The following is a 15,622-nucleotide window of genomic DNA, read 5'->3' on the forward strand; positions in this document are numbered from 1 at the left end:
GATACATTATCAATCTGACGACGCGCACAGTCTGGCCAGGCATCGCCTGCGCTCCAATCATTCATCTGTCACTGACCCAAGGTTCTCCATGGCTCAATACGTCTTCACCATGCATCGGCTGGGCAAAGTTGTTCCGCCGAAGCGGGAAATCCTGAAAAATATTTCGCTGTCCTTCTTCCCCGGCGCCAAGATCGGCGTGCTCGGCCTCAACGGTTCGGGTAAGTCCACGCTGTTGAAAATCATGGCGGGCGTCGACACCGAGTTCGAGGGCGAAGCGCGTCCGATGCCGGACCTGAACATCGGCTACCTGCCACAAGAGCCGATCCTGGACCCGACCAAGACCGTGCGTGAAGTAGTCGAGGAAGCGGTCAGCGTGATCAAGAACGCCCAGGCTCGCCTGGACGAGGTCTACGCCGCTTACGCTGATGAAGATGCCGACTTCGACAAACTGGCCGCCGAACAGGCCAAGCTCGAAGCCATCCTGCAAGCCAGCGACGGTCACAACCTGGATCGCCAGCTGGAAGTCGCCGCCGATGCGCTGCGTCTGCCGGCCTGGGATGCCAAGATCGAATTCCTCTCCGGTGGTGAGAAGCGTCGCGTGGCCCTGTGCCGCCTGCTGCTGTCTGCTCCGGACATGCTGCTGCTCGACGAACCGACCAACCACCTGGACGCCGATTCCGTCGCCTGGCTGGAGCACTTCCTGCACGACTTCCCGGGCACCGTAGTCGCGATCACGCACGACCGGTACTTCCTGGACAACGTCGCCGGCTGGATCCTCGAGCTCGACCGCGGCGCCGGTATCCCTTACGAGGGCAACTATTCGGGTTGGCTGGAAGCCAAGTCCGACCGTCTGGCTGCCGAATCCAAGCAGCAGTCGGCTCACGAAAAAGCCATGAAGGAAGAACTGGAGTGGGTGCGCAAAGGCGCCAAGGCCCGCCAGTCCAAATCCAAGGCTCGTCTGCAACGCTTCGAAGAAATGCAGTCGCAGGAATTCCAGAAGCGCAGCGAAACCAACGAGATCTACATCCCGGCCGGTCCACGCCTGGGTGACAAGGTCATCGAGTTCAAGAACGTTTCCAAGGGTTACGGCGATCGCGTGTTGATCGACAACCTGTCGTTCTCCATGCCAAAAGGCGCCATCGTTGGCGTGATCGGCGGTAACGGTGCCGGTAAGTCGACCCTGTTCCGCATGCTGATGGGCAAGGAAACGCCGGATTCGGGCAGCATCGAAGTCGGCGAAACCGTGCAACTGGCGTGCGTCGATCAGAGCCGCGAAGACCTGGACGGCAGCAAGACGGTGTTCCAGCAAATCTCCGACGGTTCCGATCAGATCCGCATCGGCAACTACGAGATCCCGTCGCGCACCTACGTCGGTCGCTTCAACTTCAAGGGCGGCGACCAGCAGAAGTTCGTCAAGGACCTGTCCGGTGGTGAGCGCGGTCGCTTGCACCTGGCCCTGACCTTGAAAGAGGGCGGCAACGTCCTGCTGCTTGACGAACCGTCCAACGACCTCGACGTTGAAACCCTGCGTTCCCTGGAAGAAGCCCTGCTGGACTTCCCGGGCGCCGCCATTGTGATCTCTCACGATCGGTGGTTCCTTGACCGCGTCGCGACGCACATCCTGGCTTACGAAGACGACTCGCAAGCGGTGTTCTTCGAAGGTAACTACACCGAGTACGAAGCCGATCGCAAGAAACGCCTCGGCGAAGCGGCTTCCCAGCCGCATCGTGTACGGCACAAGAAACTGGCCTGATATCGGGCGGCTTGCATGAAAAAACGGAGCCTTCGGGGCTCCGTTTTTTTATGGGTTTCAGTGACACCGCGGCGCGGCCATCGCCAGCAGGCTGGCTCCCACAGGGGATATGTGAGCGGCACAAATCCACTGTGGCAGCTAGCCTGCTAGCGATGACGGCCTGACGATCACTCGATCTCTATGCTCAACACCTCAATCATCAAATCCCCCACCGGCCGCTTCCACACCACTTCATCCCCGACCTGCGCGCCCAACAACGCCCGCCCCAGCGGCGAGCCCCAGTTGATCAGCCCACTCGCCGCATCCGCCTGATCCTCACCCACCAACTGCACACGCTGTTCGTGGCCCTGTTCATCGGCAAACGTTACCCACGCGCCAATCTGGACTTTATCGGTCGAGGAGGCCGGTACGACTAACTGAGCGCTTTGCAGGCGTTGATTGAAATATCGCCAGTCACGTTCCAGATCGGCCTGGCGCTGTTTGTCTGCGAGTTCGCCTTTCGCACTCTGTCCATTGAGCAGGTTTTGCACTTCGGCGACTTTCGCCTGAAGCTGCGCCAGCCCCGCGGGCGTGACGTAATTGGGCTGTGTGCTGACCTGCCGTTCGACCGGCTGATCGGCTTGCGCGGCGGCGTTATCTTCATTGACGAAAGCGCGACTCATGGTTTTCTCCCGTTATAGGGTTTGGGCCATGGTTGCAGGCTTTTAGTTTCGATGGATGTCTGTCCGCGACTCATTGCGAGCGATAGGCACGGGCGGCGTCCTGGTCCTTTTGTTGCTGCCAGGCTTTGTCGCGGTCGTCCCAGTGGTGGCTGCGATAGTCCTCGCGATCCTCGCTTTCGCGCATGGCCTGGCACTGGCGAAAACCGTCGCTCCAGCCTTCGGCGTACTGCTTGTCCTTGAGATAACGCGGGACGTTCTTGCGAAATTCCCCGGTGATTGCCCCGGCAGCTTGCCGGCCACTGCTGCAACCGTCATCGAAACCATCGGCGAACGCCGGTGGATAACCCTTGGCGATCAAATCCTCGTGGGTCGTCTGGCAACCCGCGATCAACATCAACAATCCCAGCACACCTGCGCAACGCCACATCTCCGACTCCCGTGCCGTTGGACGGCCTATGGGTGAAGTCTAGGAGTGGATTCGTGAGGCAGTTGTGAAAGGTGTGTGATTAATCTGTTGGCCACCACACATCCGCTGTGGGATCGAGCCTGCTCGCTCCCACAGGGACGGTGGGGTGTCACGTCAATAGTGATACCACTTCACCTCAAGCATCACTTCGTTCTCGGGCGAGGCGAGGTGGCTGAATTCGCGCTGGGCACTCAGGCGCAGGCCCAGGTTACGCGACAGTTCCCACTGCTGGTTGAGGCTCACACTGCGGCGCACCTCGCCGTTGGTGAAGAAATCGCCCTTGGTTTCCAGGCTGAAGTTGCCCAGTGGGTTTTTCCACAGCAGACCGCTATTGAAACCTGCCGCCGGTGCGATAAAGCCCGCGAAGTCGTTGTTGTGTTCGACACGCACGGTGCCCAGTGCAAAGCCGAGCATGTCTTCACCCAACTGCCAGGTGCCGCCACCACCACCGTTGACGTGGCTGACCAGCGTTTCATCGTCATGCTTGCCTGGCACGCGTTCCAGGCCGCCCGTGACTTGCCACGATAATGGCTTCAACAACTCATTGCGCGGCGTCAGGGAGCGAATGGTCGCCAGGTCCAGTTGCTGGAACTGCCAGTCATTGCCTTCGTACTGGCGCAGTTTCATCTGCAGGATTTCGATCTGCGCACCGAGCGGGAAGCTCTCGGCGTTATCGTTGAGGTCGTGATACGCCATGCGCAGGCCATATTCGCCAAAGGCCTTGTCGCCCCGGGTGCCGATGCCGGCCTGCCAGGTGCGGGATTCATGACCGTCCTCGGGCAGGCCGGGCCTCGGGATGTCCAGCTCAGGGGCGGGGTTCTGGTTGATCGCCCGCAGCAGTTCGAAACTGCGTTGCGCCCTCTCAGGATCGCGTTCCTGACCGTTGGCGCGATAGCGTTCGAGGCGGTAAGACGCATCGATGATCAGCGCCTGACGGTCGCGCGGTTGAGCCTTGAACGCCGGTGTCTGCAATTGCTTTTGGTCGGCGCTGACTTTCAGCACCCACTCCTGTTCTTCGTCAGTCAACGGCTCGGCGCGGCTCAGCAGTTCCCGTTCACGGGACGGACGATACTGAATGGATTCCACCAGCCCGGCTTCTTTCACCGCTTTGACGGTATCGGTCGGAATGGCCGTCAGTGGGAACTGTTCGGTCAGGCGCAGGCTTGGCCGCGCCACCTGCAGCAGCTCAAGCAGGCGATAGGAGCAGTTTTCGTCGAAAAAGAAATAGTCGAACTGGATCTGCTTCAACTCCCAGACGTGCTCGACCATGCGCTCGGTTTCTGGCTGCGTCAGGTTCAGCCGGTACTCCCACAGGTCCCGGTTTTCGAGGCTGCGGTATTCCGAGAGTTTTTCCTGATACGGCACCAGCGCGAACAGCCCCGGATAGCCGCCCATCAAGCCTTTCCAGGCGTAGAGGATGCTGTTGTCCGAACCTTCGATGTAGGCGCCGAAGTTGATCGCGTAACTGAGCAGCGCGGTGTGATCACTCTGCACATCGGCCTGGTCGATGCGCAGCAAGGTATGGCCGAACATCGATGACGGACTGTTCAGGTAAGCCGCCGGGAAAATCATCACCGCGCTATGGGGCGAGACATCCTTGAACCATTGTTTGAACTCAGTGCAATCGAGCGTCGGCAAATCAGTCAGGTTGAGCTGCGCTTTCAACCAGCGGGTGCGCGCCGGGTACACACATTGGGCATGTTGTTCGCCCGCACTGGCCGGGGCGTACAGCGCCTGCACGGTGGCCGCCAGTTCGCGGTCGGGGTGTTCGTTACCGTCGGGTGCGAGAAAGAACTTTTTGTCGCTGACATAGCTGCGCCAGCCGCCCAGCTTGGCGGTTTCGTAATGGCCCAGGGAAATCCAGAAAGGGTCGTTGGCCAGTTGCTGCAAACGTTGATTGTCGACATGTGGCGCGGCGGACAGCGGGGCGCAGACACAGAGCGCCAGCCAGGCAAGGCGTTTGAGCATAGTGAGCAACTTAAGTCGAAAAAAAATAAAGACCCAAGGGGGACAGGTCCAAAAAATAAAACCCGCCCCCCGAAAGGAGCGGGTGGGTCGAGCTTAAGCTTGAGTAGCGTACTTGGCCAGACGCGGATCGTTCTTCAGAACGGCCAGGGTGTTGGTATGCACGTCGTCAGCGGTCACGTCAGCCTTGCTGAAGATCTGCTGGAAGTGCTGGTGAGTCACAGCGGCGAAGTGCGCACGGTCTTCCGGCGCCACGCCCAGTACCACGGCATAGGTCGTCAGCGCTTCGCCGTTACCTTTGGCCATGTCTTCGGACAGCTCGTTCATCATGCCATTCATGGCAAACCAGGATTTGCCGCCATAAGTCAGCGACGCATTAGTCGAGCAACCGTTGGTACCAGAAGTCATACCGAACGTTGCGTTACCGGAAGTGCCGTTGGTGGTGGATGCCAGGAAGTGAGCCGGGGTGCCACGCTGACCTTCGAACAGCATGTTGCCCCAACCGCAATCCGGGCCGCCTGGCGCTTGGGCCATGGCGTTGATGGATACAGCGGTGAAGAGAGTACCGAGAAGAATCCGTTTCATAGCTTTGTTCTCTTTATGTGCATACCAATGGACAAGGGGTCTGGCCCAATCCGGCGCCAGTGGGCCAGTTATTAATCCAGCCGCGCAGTTTGGAGTTTAGGCACGTTCCCGGGGTTCCGTGATTTTTTGCAAAACATTCGTTGAAATCATTGATTTGTCCCCGGCCGGCCTGGAGATGACGGTTTGTCTATGCTTTGCCTGGAGGCGCGCCTTGCAAGTGAGGTATGGGCAGCGCCAGAATGCCGCTATCTGCCCCGCCTGATGTAAGGAAGCCCGATGCCTGATCCTGTTGCTGCCAGCTTGCGTCTAGCGCCTGAAGCGCTGACCCGTCCGTTTTCCGCTGAACAGTTCAGCTTCTCTACCACCAATGATCTGGAGCCCTTTCGCGGTGTGCTTGGCCAGGAACGTGCGGTCGAAGCCTTGCAGTTCGGCGTGGCCATGCCACGCCCCGGTTACAACGTATTTGTCATGGGTGAGCCCGGCACCGGCCGGTTTTCGTTCGTCAAACGCTACCTGAAAGCCGAAGGCAAGCGCCTGCAGACCCCGGCCGACTGGGTCTACGTCAATAATTTCGATGAGCCTCGCGAGCCTCGTGCACTGGAATTGCCATCGGGCACTGCTGGCGCCTTCATCGGTGACATCAACGGCTTGATCGACAACCTGCTGGCGACTTTTCCGGCAGTGTTCGAGCACCCGTCCTACCAGCAGAAAAAAAGCGCCATCGACCGCGCCTTCAACCAGCGCTACGACAAGGCACTGGACGTGATCGAGCGCCTGGCGCTGGAGAAGGAGGTCGCGCTTTACCGCGACGCCAGCAACATCGCGTTCACGCCCATGAGCGAAGGCAAGGCCCTGGACGAAGCGGAATTCGCCCAGTTGCCGGAAGCCGATCGCGAGCGTTTCCACGACGATATTTCCGGTCTGGAGGAGCGACTGAACGAAGAGCTCGCCAGCCTGCCGCAATGGAAGCGCGAGTCGAGCAATCAGCTGCGCCACCTCAACGAAGAAACCATCACGTTGGCCTTGCAGCCGTTGCTGTCGCCGTTGTCGGAGAAATACGCCGAGAACGCCGCCGTTTGCGGTTACCTGCAAGCCATGCAGGTCTACCTGCTCAAGACCGTGGTCGAGCAACTGGTGGACGACAGCAAGACCGACGCCGTCGCCCGCAAATTGCTGGAAGAGCAATACGCCCCGAGCCTGGTGGTCGGTCATTCGTCCAGCGGCGGTGCGCCGGTGGTCTTCGAGCCGCACCCGACTTACGAAAACCTGTTTGGCCGCATTGAATACAGCACCGATCAGGGCGCGATGTACACGACCTATCGGCAACTGCGGCCGGGCGCATTGCACCGGGCCAACGGCGGTTTTCTGATCCTTGAAGCGGAAAAAATGCTCAGCGAGCCGTTCGTGTGGGATGCGCTCAAGCGCGCCCTGCAATCGCGCAAGCTGAAAATGGAGTCGCCGCTTGGTGAGCTGGGCCGCCTGGCCACCGTGACCCTGACGCCGCAACACATTCCGTTGCAGGTCAAAGTCGTCATCATCGGTGCGCGTCAGCTGTATTACACGCTGCAAGACCTCGATCCGGACTTCCAGGAGATGTTCCGCGTCCTGGTGGATTTCGACGAAGACATCCCGATGGTCGACGAAAGCCTGGAGCAGTTCGCCCAGTTGCTCAAAACCCGCACCTCGGAAGAAGGCATGGCGCCGCTGACGGCCGATGCCGTGGCGCGCCTGGCGACTTACAGCGCGCGCCTGGCCGAACACCAGGGGCGTTTGTCGGCGCGCATCGGTGATCTGTTCCAGCTGGTCAGCGAGGCGGACTTCATTCGTCACCTGGCGGGGGACGAGATGACCGATGCCGGGCATATCGAACGGGCGCTAAAGGCCAAGGCCACCCGTACCGGGCGGGTCTCTGCGCGGATTCTCGATGACATGCTCGCCGGGATCATCCTGATCGACACGGACGGCGCCGCCGTCGGCAAGTGCAACGGGCTGACCGTGCTGGAAGTCGGCGACTCGGCGTTCGGTGTGCCGGCGCGGATTTCCGCCACGGTCTACCCGGGCGGCAGCGGCATCGTCGACATCGAGCGCGAGGTCAACCTCGGCCAGCCGATCCACTCCAAGGGTGTGATGATCCTCACCGGGTATCTGGGCAGTCGTTACGCCCAGGAATTCCCGCTGGCGATTTCCGCGAGTATCGCGCTGGAGCAGTCCTACGGTTACGTCGATGGCGACAGTGCGTCGCTGGGCGAGGCGTGCACGCTGATTTCGGCCCTGTCGAAAACGCCGCTCAAGCAATGCTTTGCGATCACCGGCTCGATCAACCAGTTCGGTGAAGTGCAGGCGGTGGGCGGGGTCAACGAGAAGATCGAAGGCTTCTTCCGACTCTGCGAAGCCCGTGGGCTGACCGGTGAGCAGGGGGCGATCATTCCTCACGCCAACGTCGCCACGCTGATGCTCGACGAGAAGGTGCTCTCGGCGGTGCGTGCGGGGCAGTTCCATGTCTACGCCGTACGCCAGGCTGACGAGGCGTTGAGCCTGTTGGTCGGAGAGCCGGCCGGTGCGCCGGATGCCGATGGCCAGTTCCCCGAAGGCAGCGTTAACGCACGGGTGGTGGAACGCTTGCGCGTGATCGCGGAAATGATCAGCGAAGAAGACCTCAAGGAAGCCGAGAAAGAAGCGGCGCTGGAAGCCCTGGTGGAAGCCAAACCGGCCTGACCGATCTGAGGATCACCCCGATCCACAGTGGGAGTGAGCCTGCCCGCGATGTGGCACTTTCATCCAACACATGTGTTGGCTGAAAGTTCGCTATCGCGGGCAGGCTCACTCCCACATTTGTGATGTGTCCACTTCAAGAAAGTGCCATCACTCTGACGTCAATATTCACACAATGACCATTCGGCGCCTTCTGGTCTGACTTGACGTGCTAGTCAGACTTTTCTTCTATTCTCAGCTCAAGGATATCGACAGTAATCACTGGATCGAGACAGCCTTCCCGTGGGGGCTGAACACCGGATCTACCGAGGGTCGCCGCCATGTCGCGCAACCTCTGCCTCACCCGTCAATGCCTGGGCCTTGTGACCCGTATCGAGTGTGCCATCCGTCCGTTGGCGGGGGATACGGGCATGTGGACCTTGCTCTTCGCCGCCGGAATGGCCGGCGAACAACCTTCCGCCATCAAGGCGCAGGGACCGTTTCATGGGCCTTTCGTGGCGGAGTCCATCCTCGACACGATTGTTGAAAGCCTGACGCTGCATGGCTACGAACTGGCCGATGACCCACAAATCTGGTGCCTGCACCTGCAAGCCCAGCTGCGGGAAATCAACGGGGGCCGTTGCCGCAACCTCAATGGCTGAGTTCGGCGCGGCCACTGAAACCGGTTATTGATCAAGGTGGCTCAAATCCGCCTTGGCCAGTTTGACCTCGAAACCATATTGCACCGTGGTGAGGTCGGTTCGCTGATAGGTTTCCAGACGTGTTGGCTGGCCATAGAAGTAATGCACGGCAAATAGCGCCGGGCCTTCTGCGCTCGCGTCGTGAGTGACCGAAAGGATTTCTTTCAGATAGTTTCCAGAGTCGTCCTTGGCGAAAAAACGCCACTCCTGGGCAGGAAACAGCTTCAAATCAACCACCAAGGCATTGCCTTTGAGTTCCAGGCCTTTGGGCAACGTATGGGCGTCGAGCGTTTGTTTGGCCACCGTCGCCAGAAACAGCGGCATGGAGCCCACTGCATAGGCCGGTGTTTCCGGAAACAGGTTCAAGTCATAGGTGATGGCGCCACGTAGCGGATCGACCTCGTAAGCCTCAAGCGGCAGCTCGATCGGCCCATCGCGCTTGCCACTCCCATCCTCCGTAAAGAACGTGACCGGGCTATCGCCAGCGCTGAACGATGTACCGAGCATCTCGTCATTGAAGCTTCTGGGGTGGTCGAACTCGATGCGTGCGGCGCTGGGGTCATCCACCGACTGACTGACGATGATGCCCTTCTTCAGCTGTTCCTCACTCAATGTCGCGCCCTTGAGCCAGGTCGGGGCCTGATCGTCATACGCCACCACCGGTAGGGTCAGTGGCTGGATGGTTTTTGCCGTGGTGTGTGAGTCAAAGCGGCGCACCGGCAGGTTCAGGTCCTTGTGGGTCACCGTGACGGCCGAGAAATCCAGAACGCTCACTTCAACGGTTTCGACCGGACCGTTGAAATACACTTTGGTGTAATGATTCTTCTGCTGCGCCTCGAAGGTGCGCTGTTCTTCGTCGATCTGCTTTTCGAAAGTCTCGCTCCAGGCTTTCTGCTGCTGAATTTTCGCCAGTTGTTTTTGATAGAAGGCAATTTGCGCAGCGGTTTCGTTGATCGAACCCGATCGCGAGAGGAATTGCCCGGTGGTGTCCCTGGCCTGGACGATCAGCGGATTCAACGGTGTTTCGCTGACTTCAGGGGCCAGTGGTGCGCTGTTGTTGAAGTCGATTTCGGCGTAGTTGTTGCCCAGTTTCAGCAAGGTGACGCTGAGGTTGTCGTTGGTGCGGGTCTGGGCAACGTCTTTTTTCGTCAGGTCGAAGGTGTAGAGCCGGCGCGGGGCGATGACCTCGACCTTGCCTTGCAGGCTCACCGGTTGAGGCTGGTTCTTGTTGTCCATGTCCAGACCGTCGATGAACGGATAGGTCACCGTCAGATCATCCGGGTTGGTCAGGTTGGAACTGGAGGGGCTCAGTTGAATGCCGGGATCGGTTTCCGACCATTCCGGCTGGAACGCGATGACGCGCTTGTTGCTCAAGGTCACCGATTGCCATTCCAGGCCATGGGGAAAGAGAAACGCTGCCGGAATGTTGAAGTTGAAAGGGAACACCGGTTGCAGGTCGGTCAGGTAGTCGGAACTGGAATCCTTGTGCAGCACGAACAGGCCGTTGATGTAGGTGTCGACCAAAGCCTGAGGCGTGGGGTAGTGCTTGAGCACGGCGAGAACGTCTTCGCCGTATTCGGTTTCCACGGGTTTGCTGTCGAGCTTGAGTTGCGCACGCTCGAGCAACAGCAGTGAACCGCCGAGTTCGGCAACGGCATCCCTGAGCTTTGGATCCTCAATCGCATCCAGAGACTTCTCGAACTGCGCGGTCTTTTCCTCGAGGCTAGTCTGGCGCTTCTCATCGCTGGGTGAGCAGCCGCCCAGCAGCAGAGCCAGGCAAATGCCGGCACTCGTTATTGGCAATCGCACATCCATTTCCAGTCTTCCTGTCCGATGTCGCTGAGCTGTCAATAGTCTGGACACTAGCAGAAAAACTTTGTGGCACACGCGCAGGTCGCGGATTTGCCGAAGGTTTCTGGCTGCTTCAGGGTATAGACAGGGGGCTGGTATACTTGCGGCCATTTTCAACATCACGTGTGAGATTCAATGGAACGCTTTATCGAAAATGCAATGTATGCCTCCCGCTGGCTGCTGGCACCGATCTACTTCGGTCTGTCCCTTGGGCTACTGGCACTGGCGCTGAAATTCTTCCAGGAAGTTTTCCACGTCATTCCCAACGTATTCTCGATGGCCGAGTCGGACCTGATCCTGGTGCTGCTGTCGCTGATCGACATGGCACTGGTGGGTGGCTTGCTGGTGATGGTGATGATCTCCGGTTACGAGAACTTCGTTTCCCAGCTGGACATCGACGACAGCAAGGAAAAGCTCAACTGGCTGGGCACCATGGATTCGTCTTCGCTGAAGATGAAAGTGGCGGCCTCCATCGTGGCGATTTCGTCGATCCACCTGCTGCGGATCTTCATGGACGCCAAGAACGTCGATCCCGAGCATTTGAAGTGGTACGTGATTATTCACATGACGTTCGTCGTGTCGGCGTTTGCCATGGGTTATCTGGATAAGCTGACCAAGCACTGACGCTCACAAAGCCCTGTAGGAGCGAGGCTTGCCCGCGAAGGGGCCGTGTCAGTCGATACAGTTGTTGCCCGTCACACCGCCTTCGCGGGCAAGCCTCGCTCCTACAGTCAGGTGCAAACAGACGGGCGGTGTCGTTTGTGGCTTGTACTTTGAGGTGCCGAAGCCTATGCATGTATTGATATTGGCTTGACACCGTATGAGGTGCATTCATGAACCTTGTTGAATTACGTGCATATGCCATCGCAGGGAAAGTCGATGAGCTGAACCTGATTTCTATGGAAGGCGGGATCTACCTGCTGGAGGCGCGCATGCATGGGGCGGCGTATCCGCTAAGTGATGCCCACGACCATATGCTCCACCTGCGTTCGGTGGAGCATGCGCGTCAAGTGCTGCACCGACTCCCCACCTTGCCTTTCAACCTTGTGCACACGTCGGTCCATGATGAAATGTGCGGACTCGGCGCCAATGCAGAAGAGGGCCTGAAGGTGCCGATCGCCTTCAGTTCTCGCTGGTAGCAATGACCCCCTGATCAGCGCAACGGCATCTGTGCTAGTCTGCTGGCCCTTTTGGTTCCGGGCGCTCCGGGACGCGCTGTGCACGCACGGCAAGTTCCCGGGCCGTCCGCACAGCGGAGCAGTGTCATGTCCGAAGTAAATCTGTCCACCGACGAAACCCGCGTCAGCTACGGCATTGGCCGTCAGCTGGGCGACCAACTGCGCGACAACCCGCCACCGGGCGTTAACCTGGACGCGATCCTGGCTGGCCTGACCGACGCGTTCGCCGGTAAGCCTAGCCGTGTCGGTCAGGAAGAAATGTCCGCCAGCTTCAAGGTGATCCGCGAAATCATGCAGGCCGAAGCAGCTGCAAAAGCCGAAGCGGCTGCTGGCGAAGGCCTGGCTTTCCTGGCTGAAAACGCCAAGCGTGACGGCATCACCACCTTGGCCTCGGGCCTGCAATTCGAAGTGCTGACTCAAGGTGAAGGCGCCAAGCCAACCCGTGAAGATCAAGTGCGCACTCACTACCACGGCACCCTGATCGACGGCACTGTGTTCGACAGCTCCTACGATCGTGGCCAGCCTGCAGAATTCCCGGTTGGCGGCGTGATCGCTGGCTGGACCGAAGCCCTGCAACTGATGAATGCCGGTAGCAAATGGCGCCTGTACGTGCCGAGCGAACTGGCTTACGGCGCTCAAGGCGTTGGCAGCATTCCGCCGCACAGCGTTCTGGTATTCGACGTCGAACTGCTCGACGTTCTGTAAGCTTTTGATTCTGTAGGAGTGAAGCTTGCTCGCGAATGCATCACCTCGGTTCAAGTCAGAACCGAGTTGTCAGGTTCGCGGGCAAGCCTCGCTCCTACGGGGTTTAGTGCTACTCATACTTCGATCTTGTGGTTCAGATCGCTCGTCGGGCGCAACGCCCTGGCGTAGCAGAACAGAAACAGATTGCGCACCAGTTCCTTGAGCACCACCGGCTCGCAGGAACTCAAGCCGTTGACGTCCAGATCACCCTGATCCTGCAGCTCGTTCAAGGCTTCTTCTTCAAGTACTGCACAGACTTCCCCGGTTTCCCGATGCAGGATCCTGAGGTAGGGGTGTGGGCGGTCCAGCCAGGCATCGATCAAATAAGTCATGGGTCTCATCTCCATTGATGGGTTTCAATGAGAATAATTCTTATTCATCAAATAGCAAGGACCTATTGGCGGTTTGTGGTTTATTCCGGGTAAAGATTGCGTAAGGTCAAAACGGCTGGCGTTTGGATATTGCGAGGATATGTGGGGGGAGGCGGGGCGGGTGAAGCACCATCCCACGCAGGGCGCGGGATGGAAGACAACAGAATCAGACTTTTCTGACGAACTCGGACTTGAGCTTCATCGGGCCGATGCCGTCGATCTTGCAGTCGATGTCGTGATCGCCATCGCACAGGCGGATGTTCTTGACCTTGGTGCCGACCTTGACCACCAGCGACGTGCCTTTGACCTTCAGGTCCTTGATCACGGTGATGGTGTCGCCGTCCTGCAGGACGTTGCCGACCGAATCTTTTTTCACGGTGTCATCGGACGCCGCTTCGGCTTCGCCGCTGGCGGACCACTCGTGGGCGCACTCGGGGCAGATCAGCTGAGCGCCGTCTTCGTAGGTGTATTCGGAATTGCATTTTGGGCAGGGTGGCAACGTGCTCACTAAAGCTCCTTGGATTCAGGATCGCTAAAAAGCGCACATTATATAGGGTTTTAGCTGGGAGGGGGGCGACGCCAAAAACTGTGGGAGCGAGCCTGCTCGCGAAAGCGGTGTGCCAGTCAGCATTTGACTGACAGATTGCTTTCGCGAGCAGGCTTGCTCCCACAGGGTATTACGGTGCAGTTAGTGCGTACGGGCGACCGCAAACTCACTGAGCTCAACCAATGCATCGCGGTATTCGCTGGGGGGCAGCGCGTCGAGGCATTTGATTGCACGGGCTACATAATCGCGGGCCAGTTGCGCGGTGTAATCCAGCGAACCGGACGCTTCCACGGCTTCGCGGATGCTTTCCAGGTCTTCGATACCGCCTTTCTGGATCGCCTTGCGCACCAGTGCAGCCTGCTCCGGCGTGCCTTCGCGCATGGTGTAGATCAGCGGCAGGGTCGGCTTGCCTTCGGCCAGGTCGTCACCGACGTTCTTGCCCAGGGTTTCCGCGTCGCCACGGTAGTCCAGCAGGTCGTCGACGAGTTGGAAGGCCACGCCCAGATGATCGCCGAAGGTGCGCAGCGCTTCGCTCTGTTCCGGTGTGGCACCGGCCAGGGCCGCGGCGCTGTGGGTCGAGGCTTCGAAGAGCATCGCGGTTTTGCCGCGGATGACTTCCATGTAGGTTTCTTCGGTGGTGCTGGCATCACGCACTTTGGACAGCTGCAACACTTCGCCTTCGGCGATGATGCGCGTGGCTTGCGAAAGGATCTTCATCACCGGCATGGAGCCCAGTTCGACCATCATTTCGAAGGAGCGCGAATACAGGAAGTCGCCCACCAGCACGCTTGGCGCGTTGCCCCACATGGCGTTGGCGGTCGAGCGGCCACGGCGCATGCCGGACATGTCGACCACGTCGTCGTGCAGCAGCGTGGCGGTGTGCAGGAACTCGATGGTCGCGGCCAGCAGGCGCAGGTCATCGCCTTCGCGACCCAGAGCCTTGCCACACAGCAACACTAATAGGGGACGCAGGCGTTTACCGCCAGCCGAGGTAATGTAATCGCCGATTTTCGATACCAGCGGCACTCGGGAAGTCAGCTGCTTCTTGATGATGCCGTCGACGGCGCTAAAATCGTCCGCCACCGCGCGGTAGAAAGCTTGGGGTTGCATCAGCGACAGTTGCTCCAGAAGGGTTGCGCGGCATGCTAGGACCCACGTCGGCGGGTGTCAAGGCACGATGGACGGCCTCTTGCATCGCCCCGGCAGCTTGCGTACAATCGCGCACCCTGAACTTCCTGGGCAGCACCTGCCTTACGCAATTGCAAACAGGCCTTCCAGCCTTATGCAGCCATGCCAGCCAATACCTCTTCTTATAAAGAGCTGGGTGAGCAGGATTATCGGAGAAATACCATGTCGTACGCAGTAATTGTTACTGGTGGCAAGCAATACAAGGTCGCCCCAGGTGAATACCTGAAGATCGAAAAACTGGAAATCGCTACCGGCGAATCCGTTACTTTTGATCGCGTTCTGTTGGTCGCCAATGGCGATGACGTGAACATCGGCGCTCCAGTTGTTGCTGGCGCTACCGTTGTGGCTGAAGTGATCTCCCAAGGTCGTCACGATAAAGTCCGCATCATCAAGTTCCGTCGTCGTAAGCACCACATGAAGCGTATGGGCCACCGCCAGTGGTACACCGAGATCAAAATCACCGGTATTCAGGCTTAATTTCAGCCTAATTCCTCACTAGGAGAATTGACTCATGGCACACAAAAAAGCTGGTGGTAGTACCCGTAACGGTCGCGACTCAGAAGCCAAACGCCTTGGCGTGAAGATGTATGGCGGCCAGGTTATCATTCCGGGCAACATCATCGTGCGTCAGCGCGGCACCCAATTCCACGCCGGTTACGGTGTTGGCATGGGTAAAGATCACACTCTGTTCGCTAAAATCGACGGCGTGATCAAGTTCGAAGTAAAAGGCGCTTTCAACCGCCGTTACGTGAGCATTGTCCCGAAGACTGAAGTCGTCGCGGCATAATTGCGTAGTTGCTGGAAAAGCCCTGTCTCGCGACGGGGCTTTTTCGTTTGTGGGGTGAGTCTCTTGCAAAGCTGTTTGTGATGGGCTCCAGCGCTGGATTTGCGGTCGTTGATTGAGGTCGCTGCGCTCATTT

Annotated in this window: 16 protein-coding genes; 8 read left to right on the forward strand and 8 right to left on the reverse strand. The window is 58.8% G+C overall.

The window, feature by feature from the left end:
* The first annotated feature begins 88 nt into the window (after positions 1-88).
* A complete protein-coding gene (ettA, locus tag BLU63_RS14990; protein WP_077749399.1) occupies positions 89-1,753 on the forward strand; it encodes an energy-dependent translational throttle protein EttA in 1,665 nt (554 codons plus the stop codon).
* 167 nt (positions 1,754-1,920) lie between these two features.
* Here the strand turns inward: ettA and BLU63_RS14995 are convergent, their stop codons facing one another.
* From BLU63_RS14995 to BLU63_RS15010, 4 genes are all read right to left on the reverse strand, one after another.
* On the reverse strand, positions 1,921-2,415 hold the full coding sequence (locus BLU63_RS14995; RefSeq protein WP_077749398.1) for a GreA/GreB family elongation factor: 495 nt from the start codon (positions 2,413-2,415) through the stop codon (positions 1,921-1,923).
* Positions 2,416-2,485: 70 nt separating this feature from the next.
* Positions 2,486-2,842, reverse strand: a complete 357-nt coding sequence (locus BLU63_RS15000) for a hypothetical protein (RefSeq protein ID WP_010467512.1) — start codon at positions 2,840-2,842, stop codon at positions 2,486-2,488.
* Between the two features lie 153 nt (positions 2,843-2,995).
* On the reverse strand, positions 2,996-4,849 hold the full coding sequence (locus BLU63_RS15005) for an Lnb N-terminal periplasmic domain-containing protein (protein WP_083375719.1): 1,854 nt from the start codon (positions 4,847-4,849) through the stop codon (positions 2,996-2,998).
* Positions 4,850-4,942: 93 nt separating this feature from the next.
* Positions 4,943-5,431, reverse strand: a complete 489-nt coding sequence (locus tag BLU63_RS15010; RefSeq protein WP_010467516.1) for a DUF3015 domain-containing protein — start codon at positions 5,429-5,431, stop codon at positions 4,943-4,945.
* Between the two features lie 276 nt (positions 5,432-5,707).
* On the opposite strand from BLU63_RS15010, the gene BLU63_RS15015 reads away from it, so the two are divergent.
* Both BLU63_RS15015 and BLU63_RS15020 read left to right on the forward strand, forming a co-directional pair.
* A complete protein-coding gene (locus BLU63_RS15015) occupies positions 5,708-8,146 on the forward strand; it encodes a Lon protease family protein (RefSeq protein WP_010467518.1) in 2,439 nt (812 codons plus the stop codon).
* Positions 8,147-8,463: 317 nt separating this feature from the next.
* Entirely contained in the window at positions 8,464-8,784 is a 321-nt protein-coding gene (locus tag BLU63_RS15020; RefSeq protein WP_010467520.1) for a PA4575 family protein, read from the forward strand.
* Between the two features lie 24 nt (positions 8,785-8,808).
* Here BLU63_RS15020 and BLU63_RS15025 read toward each other — a convergent pair whose 3' ends face one another.
* A complete protein-coding gene (locus BLU63_RS15025) occupies positions 8,809-10,638 on the reverse strand; it encodes a hypothetical protein (protein ID WP_083375720.1) in 1,830 nt (609 codons plus the stop codon).
* Between the two features lie 171 nt (positions 10,639-10,809).
* Here BLU63_RS15025 and BLU63_RS15030 point away from each other — a divergent pair, with 171 nt between their 5' ends.
* From BLU63_RS15030 to BLU63_RS15040, 3 genes are all read left to right on the forward strand, one after another.
* The gene (locus BLU63_RS15030; protein ID WP_007943976.1) at positions 10,810-11,298 is read left to right on the forward strand and encodes a TIGR00645 family protein; all 489 of its coding nucleotides are present in this window, start codon (positions 10,810-10,812) and stop codon (positions 11,296-11,298) included.
* A gap of 209 nt (positions 11,299-11,507) precedes the next feature.
* On the forward strand, positions 11,508-11,813 hold the full coding sequence (locus tag BLU63_RS15035) for a DUF6482 family protein (protein WP_010467524.1): 306 nt from the start codon (positions 11,508-11,510) through the stop codon (positions 11,811-11,813).
* A 126-nt stretch (positions 11,814-11,939) separates the two neighbouring features.
* Complete coding sequence (locus BLU63_RS15040; RefSeq protein ID WP_010467525.1) at positions 11,940-12,557, forward strand: FKBP-type peptidyl-prolyl cis-trans isomerase; 618 nt, start codon at positions 11,940-11,942, stop codon at positions 12,555-12,557.
* Positions 12,558-12,670: 113 nt separating this feature from the next.
* Here BLU63_RS15040 and BLU63_RS15045 read toward each other — a convergent pair whose 3' ends face one another.
* From BLU63_RS15045 to BLU63_RS15055, 3 genes are all read right to left on the reverse strand, one after another.
* On the reverse strand, positions 12,671-12,928 hold the full coding sequence (locus BLU63_RS15045; protein WP_010467526.1) for a PA4570 family protein: 258 nt from the start codon (positions 12,926-12,928) through the stop codon (positions 12,671-12,673).
* A 205-nt stretch (positions 12,929-13,133) separates the two neighbouring features.
* On the reverse strand, positions 13,134-13,475 hold the full coding sequence (locus tag BLU63_RS15050; protein WP_010467527.1) for a zinc ribbon domain-containing protein YjdM: 342 nt from the start codon (positions 13,473-13,475) through the stop codon (positions 13,134-13,136).
* Positions 13,476-13,655: 180 nt separating this feature from the next.
* Entirely contained in the window at positions 13,656-14,624 is a 969-nt protein-coding gene (locus BLU63_RS15055) for a polyprenyl synthetase family protein (protein ID WP_083375721.1), read from the reverse strand.
* A 240-nt stretch (positions 14,625-14,864) separates the two neighbouring features.
* Between BLU63_RS15055 and rplU the strand changes: the two genes are divergently transcribed.
* Both rplU and rpmA read left to right on the forward strand, forming a co-directional pair.
* On the forward strand, positions 14,865-15,179 hold the full coding sequence (gene rplU / locus BLU63_RS15060; RefSeq protein ID WP_003176051.1) for a 50S ribosomal protein L21: 315 nt from the start codon (positions 14,865-14,867) through the stop codon (positions 15,177-15,179).
* Positions 15,180-15,213: 34 nt separating this feature from the next.
* Positions 15,214-15,489 (forward strand): 50S ribosomal protein L27, encoded by a 276-nt coding sequence (gene rpmA / locus BLU63_RS15065; protein WP_003215862.1) that lies wholly within the window; start codon positions 15,214-15,216, stop codon positions 15,487-15,489.
* Positions 15,490-15,622: the final 133 nt, after the last annotated feature.

The organism is Pseudomonas mandelii (assembly GCF_900106065.1).
Classification (GTDB): Bacteria; Pseudomonadota; Gammaproteobacteria; order Pseudomonadales; family Pseudomonadaceae; genus Aquipseudomonas; species Aquipseudomonas mandelii.